This is a genomic window from Streptomyces sp. SAS_270 (assembly GCF_052543295.1).
In genome coordinates this window covers 112432-131253 of sequence record NZ_JBMNDS010000019.1, presented here as the reverse complement: position 1 = coordinate 131253, position 18822 = coordinate 112432, and the positions used below count along the sequence as shown (strand labels likewise).

Sequence of the window (18822 nt, the reverse complement as noted above, 5' to 3'; positions counted from 1 at the left end):
TCGGCGTGCCGGACGAAGGCCCTCGTACTGGACGTACTTGGGACTTCGGCCGGTGCGGCGAGGGTGCGTGCCGGGCGCCGCGGGTGCTGTGCGGGACTTTCAAAACACCCCCTAGGGGCAGCTGAGCCGCGTGTCGCCCGTGTCCGTCGTGCAGGTGTCCGTGCCGAGGCCGCCGTTGGCGGTGTCGTTGCCGGAGACGTTGTCGACGGTGTTGAGCCTGTCGTTGCCGTAGTTGCCGATCAGGTTGTCGTTGCCCGGGCCGCCGTTCAGGGTGTCGTCGTTGTAGCCGCCGTCGAGGCGGTCGTTGCCGTAGTTGCCGTACACGGTGTCGTTGCCGTAGCTCGCGTCGACGGTGTCGTCGCCGCCGAGGCCGCAGATCACGTCGGTGCCGTAGCCGCCGGTGAGGGTGTCGTTGCCGCTGGTGCCGATGCGGGTGCAGCCGCGGGCGTTGTTGACGGTGGTGGTCGCCGTCGCGCTGTTGTTGCCGGGGGTCGGGTCGGACTGGCCGGCGCTCACCGTGGCCTTGTCGGTGAGGGTGCCGGTGGCGCGGGGTTCGGCGACGACCGTGACCGTGGCCTTCGCGCCGGGGGCGAGGGTGCCGAGGGAGCAGGTGCCGCCGGTGGTGCAGGTGCCCTGGGAGGGGGTGGCCGAGACGATCGTGGTGGCGGGGCCGGTGAGCGCGTCGGTGAGGGCCACGCCGGTGGCCGTGGTCGTGGCGCTGTTGTTGGTGACCGTCACGGTGTACGTCGCCCGGTCACCGATGCTGACCGTGCCCGTGCCGGACTTGGTGACGGACAGGTCCACCCCGGCGGGCGGCGGCGGAGGGGTGCCGGCGCCGCCCAGGTAGCGGGCGAGGGCGCGGTCGTCGCCGCTGGTGCCGACCGCGACGATCCTGCCGTCGGACCGGAGGGCGAGGCTGTTGACCTGGGCGGCGGCGCCGAAGCCGGTGCTCGTGCGGCCGCCGGTGCCGAACCCGGTGTCCAGAGTGCCGTTGGTGTTGTAGCGGGCCAGGGCGAAGCCGCCGTCGGCGCTTCCGGCGGCGACGATCCGGCCGTCGGGCTGAAGCATCAGGTCCCGCACGCTGCCGTTGGTGCCGAAGGGGGTGTTCACGACGCCGCCGGTGCCGAAGCCGCCGTCGAGCGTGCCGTCGGTGTTGTAGCGCACCAAGGTGAAGCCGGGGCCCGCGCCGCTTCCGGCGGCGACGATCCGGCCGTCCGACTGCACCACCACGGCCTCACCGAAGTTGTAGCCGCCCAGGTCCGTGACGACGCGGCCGTCGCCGCCACCGAACGTGGTGTTGAGGCTCCCGTCGGGGTTGTAGCGGACGACCGCGAAGTCGAAGGCCGTCTCGCCCGTGTCGCCGAAGACGACGAACCGGCCGTCCGGCTGGAGCGCCATGTCCTTGCCCTGCACGCCCTGGTCGAAGGCGGTGGTGACCTCGCCGTCGCCGCCGCCGAACGCGGTGTCCGGGGTTCCGTCGGGGTTGTAGCGGACCGCGGCGATCTCACCGCCCGCGGTCCCCGAGGCGAGGATCTTCCCGTCGGGCTGCACCGCGACCGCCCAGCCGTCCTCGGCGCCACCGGCCAGTTCGGGGATGACCCAGCCGGTGCCCCCGAAGCTGGTGTCCAGGGTGCCGTCGGGGTTGTAGCGGGCCACCGTGAACCAGCAGCAGCCGCCGTTCTCCTCCCCGAACCGCTCGGTCCGGCCGACCACGACGATCTTGCCGTCGGCCTGCAGGGCCGCCCCCTGGGCCCGGTCGTCGCCGCCCTCGAAGTCGGTGGTCACCTCGCCGTCGCCACCGAACGAGGGGTCGAGGCTGCCGTCGGGGTTGTGCCGCATCAGGGAGAAGTCGGGCGACGGGGCGTCGGAAGCCCAGTTCACGCCGACCGTGACGATCTTGCCGTCGGGCTGCAGGACGACGTCCTCGCCCTCCTCGTTCTGGCCGCGGTCGACGGTGACCTTCCCGCCGGTGCCGAACGAGGTGTCCAGGTCGCCGGGTGCGGCGAGGGCGGTACAGGGCATCGCGACGACGAGTGCGAGCGCGGCGGCGGCCAGAGCTGCCGCGCGGAGGGATCCCCGTAGGGAAGCAAGGGTGGACATCCGCCCAGCTTCGGGAGGTTCCCCCGGCGCTTTCGCGCGGCTTACCGGCGGCTGGGCCCACTGCACCGCGGAGTCCACTCTCGGGGGTGACAGCAAGGTCGTCTCTTCCGCGCGCCGGTTCCTCAGCCCGGCTGTACGGACCTCAGCGCCGCCAGCAGCGCACGGGCGTCGCGGACCGTGGGGTGGCCGTCCCCGAGGTGTACGGCGACCTCCTCCACGACGCGTTCGGCGTACTCGGTTCCGCTCGCGCCGTCGTAGCCGAGCATGGCGTGGGAGACCTTGAGACGCAGGGCCAGCGGGTGGTCCTCGCCGAGCCGGGAGCGGGCCTCTGCGCTGAACGCGCCGCATTCCCGGCGTACTTGGTCGGTCGGCTTCGGACCGCCCTCGCGTTCCCAGGCGAGGACCTGGGCTTCGAGGTCCTGGGCCGCGGTGTCGGGCGTGCGGTCCTCGGGCGGTACGTCGCCGCCGGCGCCGCCCCTCCCCGGCCGTGCGGCCACCGTGGTGGCGTCCGGGCCCTGCTGCCTGGTGCGAACCAGCGTCTCGAAGCGGCGGGTGGGCGGCAGGCCGGCGTGCTCGCGGATGAGGGTCGTCGCCTCGTCGGGCAGGAGCGGCGGGGTGAATCGTTCCGCCTCCGGGTCACGGAGTTCGCCCTCCGGGCCGGTCGCGAGGGCGGCGGCGACAGCGGCGGGGGTCGGCCGTCGGGCCGGGTCGAGCTGGAGGCAGGAGCGGACCGCCTCTTCCAGTTCGGCGGGCATCCCGGCCAGGTCGGGCGTGCCGTCGCAGATGTTGCTCATCACCGCGAGCACCTTCTTGCCCCAGGGCAGGCGCCCGAGGGCGAGGCGGGCGAGGAGTGTGCCGAGTGAGAAGACATCGCTGGCCGGGGTGAACTGCGCGTGTTCCCGGATCTGTTCCGGCGAGGCGTAGGCGTATGTGCCGGCGAATCCGCTGCGCGGTTCCGTCAGCCGCTCGATCTGCGCGATGCCGAAGTCGATGACGCGGGGGCCGTCCTCGGTCAGCAGGACGTTCGCGGGTTTGAGATCGAGGTGCACGATGCCCTCGGCGTGAATGGCGGTGAGTGCGGAGGCGATGCCCGCACCGATGCCGCGGACGGTGGCGGGGTCCAGCGCGCCGCACTGTTCGGCCACCTCCTGAAGCGAGGGCGCGGCCACGAACGGCACGGCCATCCAGGGGGTTTCACCGCTCGTGTCGGCGGCGATCACGGGAACGGTGAACCGTCCGCTGACCCGCCGGGCCGCCTGTACCTCGTGCGTGAAGCCCTCCCGGATCGAGGAGTCGGCCGCGTACTCCGCGTGCAGCGTCTTGACCGCCACCAGGACCCCGTCCGGGTCCTGACAGAGGTAGACCCGCCCGAACCCGCCCTCGCCGACGCGCTCCAGCACCTCGTAGGAGCCGAAGGCCGCCGGGTCCTCCGCCGCCCGCGCGGGCCTGGCCCGCTCGACCGGCCGCCACTCCCCCAGGGCCTCGGCTTCGGGATGCACGGCTGTGGCACCGCCCGGGTCGCGCGCGGGGGCGGGTTCCGGCTCCGCCCGCTCGTCGTCCACCACGACGAGCGAGACCGTATGGGGTGCACCCTCCCGGAAGGAGTACGCCTCCACGTTCACATTGCCGTGGCCCTCGTCGGAGACGTAGATGCCGAGCAGCCCCAGCCGCTCGCACAGTGCGATCTCCTCGGGCGTCGGCCGGCGGTCGGCACGGGCGAAGTAGAAGGCGCGGGCCTCGCACCCCTGGTCGGCCACGCGCTGGAGCACGGTGAGCCACTGCTCGATGCCGACCATGTGCGGTCGCGGTCCGCCGGTGGCGTCGGTGACCGGGAAGACCCGGGTGATGTGGCGGGCGCGGGCTTCGCTTGCCAGCAGTCCGAAGGCCGTGGCGGGTGCCGCTTCCACCTGCCGGGCGAGCAGGGTTCCCGCCGTGTCACCTATGTGGAGTTCCGTCTTTCCCGCGGCCCGGGCGAGCTGGTCCCGTTGCCCGGACAGGGTGTCGTACTCGGGCGAGCCCGGGCCCTCTCCCCGTAGCTCCATGCAGGCGAGCACCTTCCCGAAACAGACGACGGCTTCGTCCAGGTCCTCCGTCCGCATGGCCGCCTTCGCCTGCGAGACCAGCGCGCCGAGCGTCCGGTCGCTGCGGGCGCCGTACAACTCCCGGCATTTCTCGGCTATTTGGCCGTACATACGACTCGCCCGCGAGAGGTCGCCGCTCCGCTCGATCTCCGCGGCCGCCGCGACGAGGTCCTCCAGGCTGTCGTGCCCCCGCTCGTGGCCGAAGGGCAGAGCGCCGGCGAGTTCGGCGTAGCGCCTACGGGCGATGCCGGCGAGTTCGTGATGGGCGCCCAGTTCGGCCTCGGCGGTCTTCAGCATCCGGGTGTAGGTGCGCAGCGCGGCTGCGTTGTCGTCGGCCTGCTGCTGCCAATGGCCCAGGTCGCACAGGAGGTTGAGCGCGGCCTCGGTGCGGCCCTCCTGTTCCGCCGCGCGGTGCATCTCCCCGTAGCGGTGTACGGCCTCCTCGCTCCGTCCCGCCCGGCCGTGCCAGTGGGCGAGCTGGTGGCGGGCGAGGCCGGTGTCCTGGTGGCGTGGCCCCTGGAGGCGCTCACGGTCGGACAGGAGCTGCGCGAACAGCTGCACGGCGCCTTCCGGGTCGCCGGACTCCCCTGTCCAGTGGGCGAGTTGGTGCCGCAGGGCCAGGGTGGTGGGGTCGTCGGGCCCGGGGGCGGACGTCGCCTGGACGACCAGTTCGCGATAGCGCTTCACGGCCTTGCCGGGTCGGCCCTGCCGGCCGTCCTGCTCGGCCGAGGCGCTGCCGTCCCGCAGCCGGGCGAGCACATCCGCCGCCGGTTCGCCGGACGCCGGCGTGGTGTTCCGTCGCTTGCCGACCCATCGCATACAGACCCCCCGGAGCTGCAGATCGGCCGACATCCCGCCCCGCACGGGGACCGGATGAAGAGCCCGTAGGCGACAAAATACCCCGATCCGCAGGGAGTTGACCTTATGAACAACCGATCATTGTCCCGCTACTCTCGGCCGGATGAACGAACAGGAAAGCGAGCCGGTCGCCTCGTACGCCGACGAACCCGCCCTCTGGCGTCGGTTCGCGCGACTTCTGCCGTCCGCCGAGGACGCGGCCGAGTTCCAGGACTGCTGGGACATCGGCGAGCAGGAGGCCGGGCTCCAGTTCGTGCTGCTCCCGCGGCTCCTTGAGCGGGGTGTACCGATCGGCGAGACCACGCGGGCCGAGCTGGCGGTCATGGCCGAGACCTGGACCATGTGGGACGCGCTCGGCGCCGACATCGCGCGCTGCCAGGGTGATCCCGCGCAGGACGCGTCACTGCGGCTGGTGGAGTTCGACGGTGACCGCGAGACGCCGGGGCCCGCCGGGGTCCAGGAACCCGACGGTCCCCTGCTCGTCCCGTGGATCACCTGCACGCACTGCGGGCAGGTGCTGGCCCGCGCCCACCGACGGGAGGAGTGGGGCGGCCTCTCCTACCTTCCGGAGTCGTACGTCGTGTTCGGCCCCGACCGCGGCACGGCACCCAGCACGTTCGCCCAGGACTCCGCCTGGGACGCCCTCACCGCCTTGCGGACGGCCTGCCCCGGCCGCGAGGACTCGTCGGCATCCGAGGGCCGCTGAGGGCACCCCTCCCGCGTCCGGATGCGGCGCGGGAGGACCCGCCGTCGCACTGCACCGCGCCGCCCTTGCGTACAGCGACTCTCACCGGGCGGGGCCTGCCCTCGCGAGCCCGTTGAACGGGCTCGATCCGGCGCTGCGGGACCTGTCCGCGGGCGCGCCCGGCGCGCGCCACCGCGCGCCACTTCCACGCGCTTCACCCGCAGGGTGCGGAGGGTTCGATTCGGCCCCCTCCGCGCCGCGGGCCGACGCACGATCAGCCGTATGCGCATCCAAGGCGTCAACGTCCGCAGGCGAGTGGTGGTCCGGCTGTCCGCCGTCGCCGTCCTGGCCAGCGGCCTGTGGGCGCTGCGCGCTCTGGTGACAGGCGGAACCGAGCCGCACGACGCACTCGGCCTGCCCATCGCGGTCGCCGCCCTGGCGCTCACCGTCTGGACCACGGCTCAGCCTCCGTCCGCCGACCCGCGCTCGGTAGCCGCGACGCTCGCCCGGCGGGTGGCCTCTGCGGAGCAGGAGGAACGGCTGCGCCTCGTCGGCGACATCCACGTACTCGACCCGTCCTGCACCCTCACCACCGGCTCCGGCTCGGCCTCGACCGAACGCCCCGCCACGGTCGCCTCCGTACGCGAACTGCTGCTGGCCGAAGGGAACCAGCGGCTGCTGATCACCGGCGCGCCGGGGGCGGGCAAGACGGTGTGCGCGCTCGGTCTCATCATCTCCCTGTTGCGCGACCGTGCCGAGGGACAGCCCGTCCCGGTGCGGTTCCCGCTGGCCGAGTACGACCCCCACCGGCGCCTCGCCGACTGGATCGCCGTCCGCCTCACCGAGGACTACGACCTGCCTCCGCGTCACGCACGGCTGATCGTCGAGGAGCGGCTGGTGCTGCCCGTTCTCGACGGCCTCGACGAGATGGACGCCGTCACCGCGCCCGACGACCGGCGCCCCAGGGCCCGGGCGGCGGTCGCGGCCTTCGACCGGTACCTCGTGCGCGGCGAGCCGGGCCCCCTCGTGGTCACCTGCCGGACCGGCGACTTCCCCGCGGCGGCCCGGCTCACAACGACCGCGCTCGTGAGGCTGGAGCCCCTCCCGGCCGACAGCGTGCGGGAGTTCCTCCTCACTCACGGCACGCCCGACGCGTGGGAGCCGGTCCTCACCCTCCTGCACGACGACCCCGCCGGGCCCCTCGCGCAGGCTCTGACCACCCCGTGGCGGGTGACCCAGGTCGTGGCCGCGTACCCCGGCGGGGTCGGCTCGGCGCGCCTGGCCGCGTTCACGGAGGACGCCGAAGGCCTCGACGCCCATCTCCTCGACGGCTACGTCCGCCGAGCGGCGGAGGGCGCGCCAGGCACCGAAGCGCCCTACGACCCGGACCAGGTACGGCGCTGGCTCACCCGCCTGGCACGTCATCTGCAACGCGACGGCGGCACGCACAGCGATCTGCGCCCGCACGAACTGTGGCCGATGGGCGGCAGGCTCCTCGTGCGGTGCGTGGACGCTGCCTGTGTCGTGGCGCTCCTCGCCCTGGCCGCCCTCTGGCGCCGGCACCATCCCGGCTTCAACCGGTACAGCGCGCCGTACCCCTTCGCCGGCGCTCTCCTCGACGCGGGCATGCTGGCCATGGTGTCGGTCATCGTGGTCCGCACCGCCCTCGACCGGTCACCGCCGCTGCTGACCATTCCGCTTCGGCGGCTGCGCTCCGCGCGTGTGCTGCGCCGCATCGGTGTCGGCCTGCTGCCGGTGACGGTCGCGGGACTCATCGCCGTGCCCCTGCTCGGCAGCGCACTGCAACCGGTGCTCGACCACTTCGGATACGAGGCGAACCTCGACGCCTTCCTCGACGTCGGCCTGGACCTGGACCGCGCGGAAGCCACCCGGCTGTGCCTGATCGTGCTTCCCCTCCTGTGGCTCACGGCGCTTCCCGGCGCGATCCGCAGAGCCGCGTCCCATCAGGCCGGCGATCATGCGCTGTCCCCGCACAGCGCGATCCGCACCGACCTGGCCGCGGGTCTGACGGCCGGTGTTCTCGTCGCGCTCCTCCTGCTCTTTCCCTACGGTTCCTACCTGCGCATCCCTGTGGCGGCACCGCTCTGCGTCTGGCTGCCCGTCGGCCACGCGATGGGCCCGGTCTACGTGAGCGTCCTCGGCCTGCTCTACGGGCTCGCCTTCTGCGGCGCATCCGGACGGCGTTATCTCGCGTTCCTGCTGTGCATGTCCGGTCGGCTCCCGTGGCGCCTGGGCCGTTTCCTCGACTGGGCCCATCAGGCCGGGCTGCTAAGGGTGACGGGCGGGTCGTACCAGTTCCGCCACCGGGAACTGCAGCAGTGGCTCAGCAACCACCCTCCCCCGGACCCTCTTCAGCCCTGATCAGAACCGAACGGAAAAGGACCATCCTGATGCGCTGCGTCAAAACCCTCGCCCTCGCCCTGCTGCTCCTCCCGACTGCCGCGCCCGCCTCCGCCGACACCCGTGAGCCCGACCCCGAGGTCCTGATGAGGAAGACCTGCACCGAAAAGCACGGCGGGACGCCGCCGATGTGCATCGTCATCCAGGGCTTGGCCCCCTCCGGTGTCTCCGACGTCCTGGCCTGGATCGAGCAGGGCTCCCCGAAGGTGTGGGTTTCCGTCACGGCCAAGAGCCCGGGTTCCAAGGCCCGCAAGACGCTCTGCGAGGGCACCTCGCACGAGGTCCCCATCTACTCGGACCCCGAACTGCCGCTGCCCCGGGACAAGGCGACGCAGATGCTGGAGTGTTCGAGGCGGAGCCTCAAGTCCTTGGCGGCCGGGGCCGATGTCCGTGCCGTCTTCAAGACCCGCAAGGGCGGCAGCAGGATCGGCGTGGTCAACAGGGTGGTCGAAGGCAGCTTCTGACCGGTTCGGTGCAAGTTCGCCGCCCTGTCCTGCGCAGGCCCAGGTCCGCGACCGCTCGGCCTATGTACACTAGGTCATTACCTAGGACTCCTAGGTTTCAAGGTGTGCGGAGGTGGATCACCCATGGTCCGAGCAGGGCTCACGGCCGACCGGCTCGTGGAGGCGGCCGCCGAACTCGCGGACGAGGTCGGCTTCGAGAGCGTCACCCTGTCCGCGCTGGCGCGGCACTTCGGTGTGAAGGACGCGAGTCTGTACTCGCACGTCAGGAACCTCCAGGACCTGCGGACACGCGTTGCGCTGCTCGCGGGCGGGGAGATGATCGACCGGATCGCGGCGGCGGTGGCGGGGCGGGCGGGCCAGGACGCGCTGGCCGCGTTCGCCGGCGCCTACCGGGCGTACGCGCTGGAGCGGCCGGGGCGGTACGCCGCCACCCAGATCCGGATGGACCAGGCCCTCCTCACCGAGTCCCCCAACTTCCGGCGCACCGCCGAAATCACGTACGGCATGCTCCGCGCCTACGGCCTCGAAGAACCCGATCTCACCGACGCCGTACGCCTGTTGCGCAGCACCTTCCACGGCTACTGCGCCCTGGAGGCCACCGGCGGCTTCGGCGCCGCCCGTGACGTGCAGGCGTCCTGGGACCGGGCCATCGCCGCGCTGCACGTGGCACTGGAGCAGTGGCCTCGACAGGAGAAGAACAATGACTGATCCGACCGACCTGTACTACGACGTGCGCGGCGTCGGGCCCGTGCTGCTGGTCATTCCCGGCGGGGCCGGGCATCCCATGGGCTTCGACGCGTTGACGGACCGGCTCGCCGAGCGGTTCACCGTCGTGACGTACGACCCGCTGGGCCTCGCGCACGGCCGGCTCGGCCTGCCCGTCGGCGAGCAGAGCGTGACGGCGTGGAGCGAGGGCGCCCATCGGGTGCTCGGCGAAGTCCTGCCGGACGGCGAGTCCGCCTACGTCTTCGGGGCCAGCTCCGGCGCAATCGTCGCACTCGACCTGCTCACCCGCCGTCCGGAGCGCCTGCGGCGCGTGGTGGCGCACGAGCCGCCGGTCGTGGAGGTGCTGCCGGACGCGGACGTGCAGCGGGCCATGTTCGCGGAGGTGTACGACGTCTACCGCGCGGCGGGTCTGGGAGCGGCGGCCGCCCGGCTCGGCGCCGGGCTGGAGGAGCGAGCGTGGACCGCGGACCGGTCGCTCGACTCCCAACCCCCTTCTGCTGACGATGAGTTGAACAAGCCCATGGCGCTCTTCCTCACCCGCGTCCTGGGTCGCTTCACCGCCTACATGCCGGATACGACCGCTCTCAAGCAGCTGCCCGGACGTCTCGTCCTCGGCGCGGGAGTCGACTCGCGCGGGCAACTACTGCACCGTACGGCCACGTTGGCGTCCGAGCTGAGCGGCGGCGAATTCGTCGAGTTCCCCGGCGGTCACATCGGCGTCGCCGAACACCCGGCCGACTTCGCGGAGTTGCTCATCCGGACGCTGCTGTCGGTCACGGTGCACTGAGCGCCTGCACCTCCGCGTAGGTCGGGGCGGGGCCGCGGGGCGGGCGTCCGGCCCGGATGTCCGCCACGCCTTCCAGGGCGGCGCCCAGTGCACGCCGGTAGAGGTAGGAGCCGAGGCTGACCCTGCGCACGCCGAGGTCGGCGAGACGCGGGAAGGCCGGGCCGGACGGGGAGTAGAGGATGTTGAGCGGGACGTCGAGGGACTTCACCAGAGCGGCGATCCGCTTGTCGTCCGTCAGACCCGGCACGAACACGCAGTCCGCGCCCGCCTGTTGGTAGGCGTCGAGCCGCTTCATCGTCTCCGCGCCGTCGCCCAGCCAGTACGTGTCGGTGCGGGCGTTCACGAAGAGGCCGGGCACGGCTGCCTTCACCGCGGCGATCTTCGCGGCGTGCAGGCCGGCCGAGCCGAGGCCGTCCTCCAGGTTGATGCCGACGGCGCCGGCGGCGGCCAACTCTCGTGCCGACCTGGCGACTTCGTCGGGATCGTCACTGAAACCGCCCTCGGCGTCGACGGACAGGAGGAACGGCCCCTGGCCGAGTCGCAGGGTCAGCCCCAGGGTCAGGTCCCGGGTCGCCGCCGAGCCGTCCGGCAGTCCGGCCGCGGCGGCGACACCGAGGCTCGTGGTGCCGATCGCCTCGAAGCCCTCGGCGGCAAGAGCGGCCGCCGAGGCGTGGTCCCAGGCGTTGGGCAGGAGCAGAGGTGTGTCGGCGTGGTGGAGTGCGGCGAACGCGGTCACGGTCATACCGGAACGGTAGGGGCGGATCGGTTCGGTGCGGGCCGAACTGTGGCGGGATTTCGCCCCCTCCGCCCCTACCCGTCCCGTTGACCTGGAGGCTGGACCCCCTCTCCCCCTGCATCGCGCTTCGCGCTCGTCCTCAAACGCCGGACGGGCTGAAACCACGCCCCCCTCGGGTGGGTGGGGGACCGGGACGGCCGAACCGTCCTCAAACGCCGGACGAGCTGAAATCCTCCGGCAACCTTTCCGCGTGCCGCGGCGACCCACCCACATGACAACCGCAAGACGCACCACCTCCCACCGCCGTCGCCGCAGCGGCGCCCGTAAGCCGGTCGTGGGCGCTCTCGCCGCCGCCGGCCTGCTGGCCGGGGCCTGGTACGCGACGGCGACGACGACGAACGGCTCGGGCGGCGGGCAGAGCACCTCGGCCTCGGCCGAGAAGTCGGCCACCGCCTCCGAAGCCGCGTCCGGCCCCGGGTCACCGTCGAGCACCACGCCCACCGCGAGCGCCTCGACGTCGTCCACCGCCAAGGCCAAGGCCGCCGCCTCATCGGCCACGAAGACCGCCAAGACCGCCGCGACCGCGACGGGCACCCTCGCCGTCACGAACACCACGGTCACGCTGGCCGCCAAGTTCCCCTACCTGTCCGCGGGTTACAACAGCACCCGCGAGTGGACGCGCACCACGACCGCGGTGGCCCCGGACGGCACGCTGCGCGTCGCCTGGCCCGCGGCCGACGGAGTCCACGTCACACCGCTGACCGCGGCGGGCAAGCGGTCCGCGAAGGACACGGTCGTGAAGGGTGCGAAGGAGGTCGGCGGACTCGTCGCGCACAACGACGGCTTCGCGCTGCTGACCCGGGTCGCCGACACGAACAAGTGGAAGGAGACGGCCGCGGCGCTGATCCGCTACAAGAACGGCGCGCAGGCCTTCCGTACGAAGCTGACGGGGACTTCGTCGCACGACACGGCGCCGCTCCTCGACGGCCAACTGGCCTGGAACGGCACGAAGTACGGCGCGTACTTCGTCGTCCACGGCGCGGGCGGCTGGACCGACGGCCACTTCGGCGACAAGTTGATGTACCTCGGCTCGACCGGCGCGAAGCTGAGCGGCGGCTGGAGCTGGGGGTGCAGCCACAACGAGGGCATCGCGCTGCACGCCGAGTCCACCGGCGCGTTCACCTCGCTCTGCTTCGACGACTGGCGCTCGGGCCTGTTCGTGTCGACCGGCATCGGCGCACCCGACACCGCGCCCGTCGTCCAGCGCGAACAGTGCTGGGCCGGCTACTGCGGCGGCACGTTCGCCGGCCGCACCGGCGACCTGGTGAAGTCGTCGACCGGCCGCTACGCCACCGCCTTCGCCTCCCGCGGGGCCGCCTCCGCCGCCAAGAACCCGGACGACTCGAGCGGCCGCGGCTGGACCGTGAAGCCGAAGACCAAGACCCACCAGGTCGCGGTCGCCTTCCTCAAGAACCGCAACACGCCCTCGGGAAAGCCGATTTACCTCACCAGCGCCGCGGGCACCGAGAACGTGAACGTCCACGTGGCGCCGTACGGCAAGGACCGGCTCCTCGTCTCCTGGGAGTCACTGAAGAACGCCACGTGCGCGGACGGCACCTGCAAGGGCACCTTCAGCGGCACCCACTTCCGCCTCGTCGACTGGAACGGCACGGTCAAGTCGGCGGACAAGGTGGTCTCGGCCCGCATCACGGGCGACATCGCGGTCGAGAAGGACGGCACGCTCGCCTGGGCGTACCCGCCCGTCACACCGTCGTACGCCACCGCACTCACGGGCTCCTCGCCCACGACCTCCACGCTGAGGATCGCCCGTCTCAAGCCCTGACCCGGCCGCGCTGCGACGCGGTGTCACCTCAGTCCGTCCGCGATCGCCCGGCCGGTCTCCCGTGCGGTGAGATACGGCCGGACGTCGTGCGCCTTGGCTCCGTTGTGCACGAGCGCGTCCTGCACGCGGCTGCCGAACAACGGCGCCAACTCCTTTGCCAGCGCCACGGCATCGCCCCGGTCCGCGATGTTGGACCAGCGTTTCACGGGCGCCGGCCAGCGGCCGTGTCCGGCGCCCGGCGCGGGGACGAGCCGGTCGAAGACCAGGCTGCGCACGCCGAGGGGGGAACCGAGGGTGACGAGCGAGAGGTCCCGCAACTCCGGGTGGGCGCAGAGCACTTCGTAGGCGACGACCGTGCCCAGGGAGTGGGCGACGACCACCTCGGTGTCGGCGGTCAGCGCCTGGGCGAGCCGGTCGCGGACCGCGGCGCGCAGCTCCGGCTCGGTGAAGTAGCGGCGTACCTGGCGGGCGCTGTGGATCACCAGCCGTTCGCTCAGTCCTGCGAAGAAGGAGCAGTGGCTCAGCGCGTCGAGGGCTCGCTGCACGAGGTCGGGCGTACGCAGCCGGACAGCGCGGTCCGGTCCGGTGACCTGGCTCTCCGCGCGGGCCGCCGCCTCCCACCAGGCCAGCAGGAGTTCGCGTTCCAGGCCGTCCTCGACGTCGCTCGCGTCGAGTTCGGGGATGCCGAGTCCGCGATGGCCGGCGGGGCGGAAGAGGTCACCGTAGAACGCCATGGAGACGTCGCTCCGCCGCAGCCTCGGACCTGCGGCGAGGGTGACGCCGTCGGTCAGCGCGGGGAACCAGTCGGCGAGCAGGCTGTCCGCGCCCTTGTACTGCTGGGCTATGCCGTGGGCGAGGACGAGGCGGGTCATGGGGCGTCGCCCTGGGGCGCCGGCGCGTGGGCGATGTTGATGCCGAGGACCACGACGCCCATGTCCGTGGCCAGACAGACGTGGCCCGCGTTGTCCACCGCGATGTCGTTGATGCCGCCGCCGACGTCGAGTTCCGCGGTCCAGGAGGCCGACCGGGTGTCCCAGATCCGGGTCAGTCCGTAGCCGTCGCCCGCGATGAGCATGGGGACGCCGTGGATGTCGGCCGACTTGACGGCGCTGACGAGGAAGGGGAACGGCTCCAACTCGGGGCCTGTGTCACGCCGTTCGGCCAGGTCCCAGAAGCGCAGCCGCCCGTCGCCCGCGCCGGACACGAGGACGTCCTTGCCGAGACGGGCGAACGCCACACTGAACGCCCCTCTGCCGTGGCCGTCGATCGGCTCGGCGAACGGTTCGCCCGTGCGCAGGTCCCACAGCCGGACCGTCCCGTCGAGCGAGGCGCTGGCCAGCAGGTGCGCGTCCCCGAGGATGCCCACGCGCAGGCACATCACCTGTGCCGTGTGGCCGGACATCGGCGGGCACATCTGGGCCTGAGTGCCCAGTTCCCAGGCGTGCAGGGTGAAGTCCTCCGCCACCGACACCGCGAACGCCCTGTCCTCCAGGGTGTGCAGGCGGGTCTTCCACGAGGTGCCGAACCGCTTGCCGAGCCGTCGTCGTGGCTCCAGGACCCAGACGTCCGCCTCCGACCAGCTGCTCGTCACCACCACGGTGTCCTCGCCGAGACGGGCGCTCGTCGTGTCGAAGAGTTCGTAGTTGGCCGATGCGATGTGCGCGGCGATCTGCTCCCCGTCGTCGAGGTCATGGATCCTCACCCCGCCGTATTTGCTGCCGGTGATCACCATCGCGCGGTCGGAGCCCCGGACGATGTCCGCGGACACCAGTGCGTTGTCGACACCGCACAGCGGTTCCCCGACAGGTCTCATGGTGGTCATGTCCCACATCCGCACCTCGCGGGTGAACGCCGTCACGGCCACGGGAACTCCGTCGGCCAGGCCCAGCGCGGGCGCCGGACAGGGCGTCATCGATTCGCCGAGCCGCGTCAGCCCCTCCAGCGGCGCTCCCAGGGCCGTGGCGCTCTCCAGATCCCAGACCCGTACGGTGTTGTCGTAGGCCACGGATGCCACCAGCACGGTGTCACCGGTACGCGCGAGGGTGCCGGCCAGCACGCTCTGGGTGTGTCCGACCAGGGGGCCGCCGACGTGGGCGCGCGTCACGATGTCGTGGACGTAGACGCCGTTGCCCTCCCGGGTGGACAGCACGACGGGGCGGTCGCCGTCGAAGGCCACGCCCAGCGCCCGTTCGTACAGGGTGAGGTCCTCGAGGTCGAAGTGCGCCATCTGCACGGCGGTCCCGGCGCCGTCGACGCGCCAGAGGTAGGCGTGGTCGAGGGAGGTCGCGAGGGCGATCTCCAGCGCGGGGCCGGACCGTCGGGCGGCCAGGTACTGGATGCCGCCCTGATGGCCCGACAACGCTTGGGTGACGGCCTGGCCGGTGACGGTGTTCGAGATCCGCACCGTCCCGTCCTCGCTGCCGCTGACCACCACCGCTTCCCCGTGCAGCGCGCCGAGCGCGACACAGCGCACCACGTTGGTGTGCCCGGTCGACGGCGGTCCCAGGGGTCTGCCGGTGAACGGCTCCCAGCACCGGACGGTGGTGTCGGCCCCGCCGGTCACCGCGACCGGCCGGCCCCTGACACTGCCGAGCGCCACCGCGAGTACCTTCCCCTGGTGCCCGTCCAGGGGCGGGCCGGCCTGCACCCGGGTGCGGAGGTTCCACAGCCGGGCGGTGCCGTCCGCCCCGCCCGTGATCGCCATGGGCACGTCGCACACCTCCCGGACCGCCACGCAGTGCACCTGCCCGCTGTGGCCCTCCGTCGGCCGGTCCGCCGACAGATCCCAGATACGGGCCGTACGGTCCCGGCTGACCGTGACCGCCAGCGAGCTGTGCCCGCGGCTGGTGAGGGCAGCCGCCATGATGTCGTGGACGTGGCCCCGCAGCGAGGGGCCGAGCTGACGCAGGGTCCGCAGATCCCACAGTCGTGTCTCCAGACGTCCGCTCGTCAGGGCCACGCTGCGGCCGCCGAACCGTCCGATCACCACGGAGTGGACACCGCTGCGCTCGAAGTAGCGGTGCGCGATGACGGGTTCGCCGATCTGGCGGCTGGTGGCCAGGTCCCACAGGCTCAGCATCCCGGACCCGTCTCCGACCAGGGCGACGGTCCGGCCGTCCTGCTTTCCCACGCTCAGGGCGGTCACCTCCTCCACCGGGCCGACCAGCGGGCTGCCGTAGGGCCGAGGTGTGCCCCCGTCCGGGACCTCGCTGAGGTCCCAGATCCGCACGGCCTTGTCGTCCCCGCCCGTGACCGCCACCGGGCATCCGTCGATCTCCCCCAGGGCCGCGTCCCGGACGGTGCGGCGGTGCGCGGACATGTCACCGCCCAGCTGGGTCCGGTCCCGCAGGTCCCAGAGGCGTGCCGTGCCGTCGCTGCTCGCCGTCAGCGCGACCGGTCGTCCGCCGAGGTCGCCGGTCGTGATCGCCTTGACGCTGTTGGTGTGGCCGGTCAGGGCGCGGCCGTACTCCTGGCCCGCCGAGAGGTCCCAGATCCGTACCGTGCCGTCGACCCCGCCCACCAGCGCCACGGTGTAGTCGCCGAGATCGCCGATGGCCACGGCGCTGACCGCGACGCCCATCCGCAGCGAGTCCCCCAGTTGCCGCTGGGCGGTGAGGTCCCAGACACGCACGGTGGCGTCGTTGCTTCCCGTCACCGCGATGGGCCGCTCGTCGAGGCTGCCCACCGCGACGCAGTACACCCCCCTGGTGTGGCCGGTGAGCAGCCGGTGCGCGCCGCTCGCCGACCACCAGGCCCAGCGGGCGCTCCAGGGAAGGGTCACACCGAGGTCCTCGATGCGGTCGGCGAGGCTGTCGGCCTCGCAGCGGCGCGCCGAAAGCTGCAAATCCGCGGCCCGCGCGCCCAGTTGGCGGTTCGGGGTGAGCCGGTGGGCCACCTGCTCGTACGCGGTGCGGATGCGCCGGGGGGCCTCGCCGTTGATGGTGGCCAACGCCCGGAGCAGGCCGAGGGGTTCGCAGGCGAGCAGGAAGCCGGGGTCCTCTATGAGGCCCGCGAAGACGCCCGCCGCCGCGGCGTGCGTGGCCAGGTGCTGGCGTACGTAGGGGGGTGCGGCGAACCAGTCGAGGCCGTCGTGCGGCACGACCGGTACGAGGGCCACCAGTGCTTCGACCACGGACCGATGGATGTCGGTGGTGGCCCGGCCCGCGGTCTCCCGCAGGTGCTCGGCCAGGGCTTTGTGGTAGAGCCGGTAGACCGACCGGTGGTCGTCGTCGGTGACCTCGGCGACGTACGCCTCGGCGACGTCGAGTACCCAGGAGACGTCCTCCTCGGTGCAGGGGACGCCGGAGAGCACGGTGCTGAGCGTCGTCCACACCCGGCCGCGGGGCAGCCCCGTCCCCTCGGAGAAGGCCAGGGCGAGCAGCATCCGGCGCACGCGCGCCTCGTCCGGTCCGAAACGCGCCAGGTAGTCGTCGAACGCCTCGCCGATCTCGCTGGGCAGTTCGTCGGCCCACCCCGCGCGGCGTACGTCGACGGCGGCACCGTCGGAGCGCAGCGTACGGGCGGTGGTGCGCGCGTAGAGGTAGACGCCCGCCGCGCGCCTGGCGACCCCGGCGGCGACGGTCCCGGCGAGGTCGGGGAGGTCGCGGTAGGGGGTGCTGACCTCGGGCTCCTCCTCGGCGAGCAGCATCTTGCCGACGTACTCGGTGAGATCGCCCTGCTCGGCCCGGTAGCCGGGGCGGTCCAGGTCCAGGCAGGTGAAGGTGGGGCCGAGCGGGGTCACGAGTTCGTGGCGGGTGCCCACGAGCAGCCGTACGCCCTGGATCTCGGACATGGGCCGCAGCAGTTCCCGGGTGATGCGGCGGGGCTCCCCGTGTCCGCCCGCGTCGGCCGCGGTGTCGGATCCGGCCTCGTCGACCGCGTCGACCACGACGACGATCGGTGGCTCCTGCCGGCCGCGCCGCGTCAGCTCCTGGAGCAGTGCCGGCGTGCCGTTCACCTCCGCGCCCAGGGTGTGGGCGATGCGCTCGACGATCTCCTCAAGTCGTTTGTGCCGTGCGTGCACGGCCACCGTCACGCATCCTTTGGGCACCACCGTCGCGGGATCCAGCGCGCGGACGTCGAACCGGGTGCGGTAGCGCTGGTCCGACAGGGCCACGACTCTTCCCAGGACCGCCGATTTGCCGCATCCGGGCCGTCCGGTGACCACGCGTCCCCTGCCGTCGCCGTGAGCGGCCGTCAGCCAGGCCACGAGTTCGCGGAGCACCCGGACACGCCCGCTGAAGTACAGGCCGTGCTCGGACTCGAACTCGACTCCGCGCGAGCGGGGGCCGAAGTGGTCGGCGAGATCCTGCTCGGCGGCGCGCCGTTGCACCTCCAGGTCGGTCCCGATGGGCGGTAAGGACTCACGGAAACCGGAGTTCGGGAAGAACGGTGCCAGGCCGGTCACCAACCCGCTGGCGAGTTCGGCGCGTTGGCCGCGGCCCGCGTCCTCGAAGCGCTCGTTGACGGCCCGCACCAGCTCGGTCAGGTCGAGGTACTGCTGGCGTTGCCCGGTGCGAGTGGTGGTGACGCCGACGGCCGTGCGCAGCGCGCTCACGAAGAGGCCGTCCTCCGCGACGTCCTTGCGCCGGGCGGAGGCGAGGAACCACAGTCCGGTGGAGGTGCCCGCGCCGCCGTGCCGGTAGGCGATCGACTGGAGGGCGATGCCCGCCGCGTCGGCGCTGCCCGCGCCGGCCGCGCAGGTGTCGAGGACGAGGAGCAGGTGGCGCAGCTCTCCTCGGCACAGAATGCGGACCAGGTCCTCGGTGGCGAGGGCGGTGGTGGCGACGTCGGCGTCCTGCGAGTCCCAGCACAGCAGGTAGTGGCGGTCGCGGTCCTGGACGAGTCCGTGGCCGGCGAAGTACACGACCACCACGTCGTCGCGGGCGAGTTCGGCGTCCGTCGACCAGTGGCGGAGCTTCTGGCGGACCTGTTCGGCCCCGTCGTACTCGCCGAGTCCCGGAAGCACTTCCTGGTATCCGCACCCGGCCATGAGCTCGCGCATCGCGCGGACGTCCGTGGGCACGTGGAGCAGTTGCTCGTCGGCCGGGAGGTGGGCGTACCGCCCCATCCCCAGCGTGATGAAGAATCGCCGCCCCACCTGTCGCACCATCGCGCCCCC

The 18822-nt window shown here is 72.4% G+C and carries 11 protein-coding genes; 6 read left to right on the top strand and 5 right to left on the bottom strand.

All coding sequences use genetic code 11. The annotated features are described in order from the left end of the window. Positions 1 to 111: 111 nt before the first annotated feature. The gene (locus ACN6LB_RS15985) at positions 112 to 2100 is read right to left on the bottom strand and encodes a calcium-binding protein (RefSeq protein WP_445026407.1); all 1989 of its coding nucleotides are present in this window, start codon (positions 2098 to 2100) and stop codon (positions 112 to 114) included. 122 nt (positions 2101 to 2222) lie between these two features. Next, a complete protein-coding gene (locus ACN6LB_RS15980; protein ID WP_445026406.1) occupies positions 2223 to 5000 on the bottom strand; it encodes a protein kinase domain-containing protein in 2778 nt (925 codons plus the stop codon). Between the two features lie 142 nt (positions 5001 to 5142). Here ACN6LB_RS15980 and ACN6LB_RS15975 point away from each other — a divergent pair, with 142 nt between their 5' ends. The 5 genes from ACN6LB_RS15975 (at position 5143) to ACN6LB_RS15955 (ending at position 10122) form a co-directional block, all read left to right on the top strand. Next, complete coding sequence (locus ACN6LB_RS15975; RefSeq protein WP_356138944.1) at positions 5143 to 5745, top strand: hypothetical protein; 603 nt, start codon at positions 5143 to 5145, stop codon at positions 5743 to 5745. A gap of 261 nt (positions 5746 to 6006) precedes the next feature. After that, on the top strand, positions 6007 to 8106 hold the full coding sequence (locus tag ACN6LB_RS15970; protein WP_445026405.1) for an NACHT domain-containing protein: 2100 nt from the start codon (positions 6007 to 6009) through the stop codon (positions 8104 to 8106). A gap of 29 nt (positions 8107 to 8135) precedes the next feature. Further along, the gene (locus ACN6LB_RS15965; protein WP_445026404.1) at positions 8136 to 8609 is read left to right on the top strand and encodes a hypothetical protein; all 474 of its coding nucleotides are present in this window, start codon (positions 8136 to 8138) and stop codon (positions 8607 to 8609) included. A gap of 123 nt (positions 8610 to 8732) precedes the next feature. Then, positions 8733 to 9317: a TetR/AcrR family transcriptional regulator gene (locus ACN6LB_RS15960; RefSeq protein ID WP_445026403.1), complete on the top strand. Its 585-nt coding sequence runs from the start codon at positions 8733 to 8735 to the stop codon at positions 9315 to 9317. Continuing rightward, the gene (locus tag ACN6LB_RS15955; RefSeq protein ID WP_445026402.1) at positions 9310 to 10122 is read left to right on the top strand and encodes an alpha/beta fold hydrolase; all 813 of its coding nucleotides are present in this window, start codon (positions 9310 to 9312) and stop codon (positions 10120 to 10122) included. Before ACN6LB_RS15960 ends, ACN6LB_RS15955 begins: the two co-directional genes overlap by 8 nt. Here ACN6LB_RS15955 and ACN6LB_RS15950 read toward each other — a convergent pair. Continuing rightward, positions 10109 to 10864 carry an isocitrate lyase/PEP mutase family protein gene (locus ACN6LB_RS15950; protein WP_445026401.1) on the bottom strand — a complete coding sequence of 252 codons (756 nt, stop codon included), beginning with the start codon at positions 10862 to 10864 and terminating at the stop codon, positions 10109 to 10111. The genes ACN6LB_RS15955 and ACN6LB_RS15950 overlap by 14 nt on opposite strands. Positions 10865 to 11129: 265 nt before the next feature. Between ACN6LB_RS15950 and ACN6LB_RS15945 the strand changes: the two genes are divergently transcribed. Then, complete coding sequence (locus ACN6LB_RS15945; protein WP_445026400.1) at positions 11130 to 12701, top strand: hypothetical protein; 1572 nt, start codon at positions 11130 to 11132, stop codon at positions 12699 to 12701. Positions 12702 to 12724: 23 nt separating this feature from the next. Here the strand turns inward: ACN6LB_RS15945 and ACN6LB_RS15940 are convergent, their stop codons facing one another. Then, positions 12725 to 13573 (bottom strand): hypothetical protein, encoded by an 849-nt coding sequence (locus ACN6LB_RS15940; protein ID WP_445026399.1) that lies wholly within the window; start codon positions 13571 to 13573, stop codon positions 12725 to 12727. After that, positions 13570 to 18813: a caspase family protein gene (locus ACN6LB_RS15935; RefSeq protein ID WP_445026398.1), complete on the bottom strand. Its 5244-nt coding sequence runs from the start codon at positions 18811 to 18813 to the stop codon at positions 13570 to 13572. The genes ACN6LB_RS15940 and ACN6LB_RS15935 overlap by 4 nt, the downstream gene beginning before the upstream one ends. Positions 18814 to 18822: the final 9 nt, after the last annotated feature.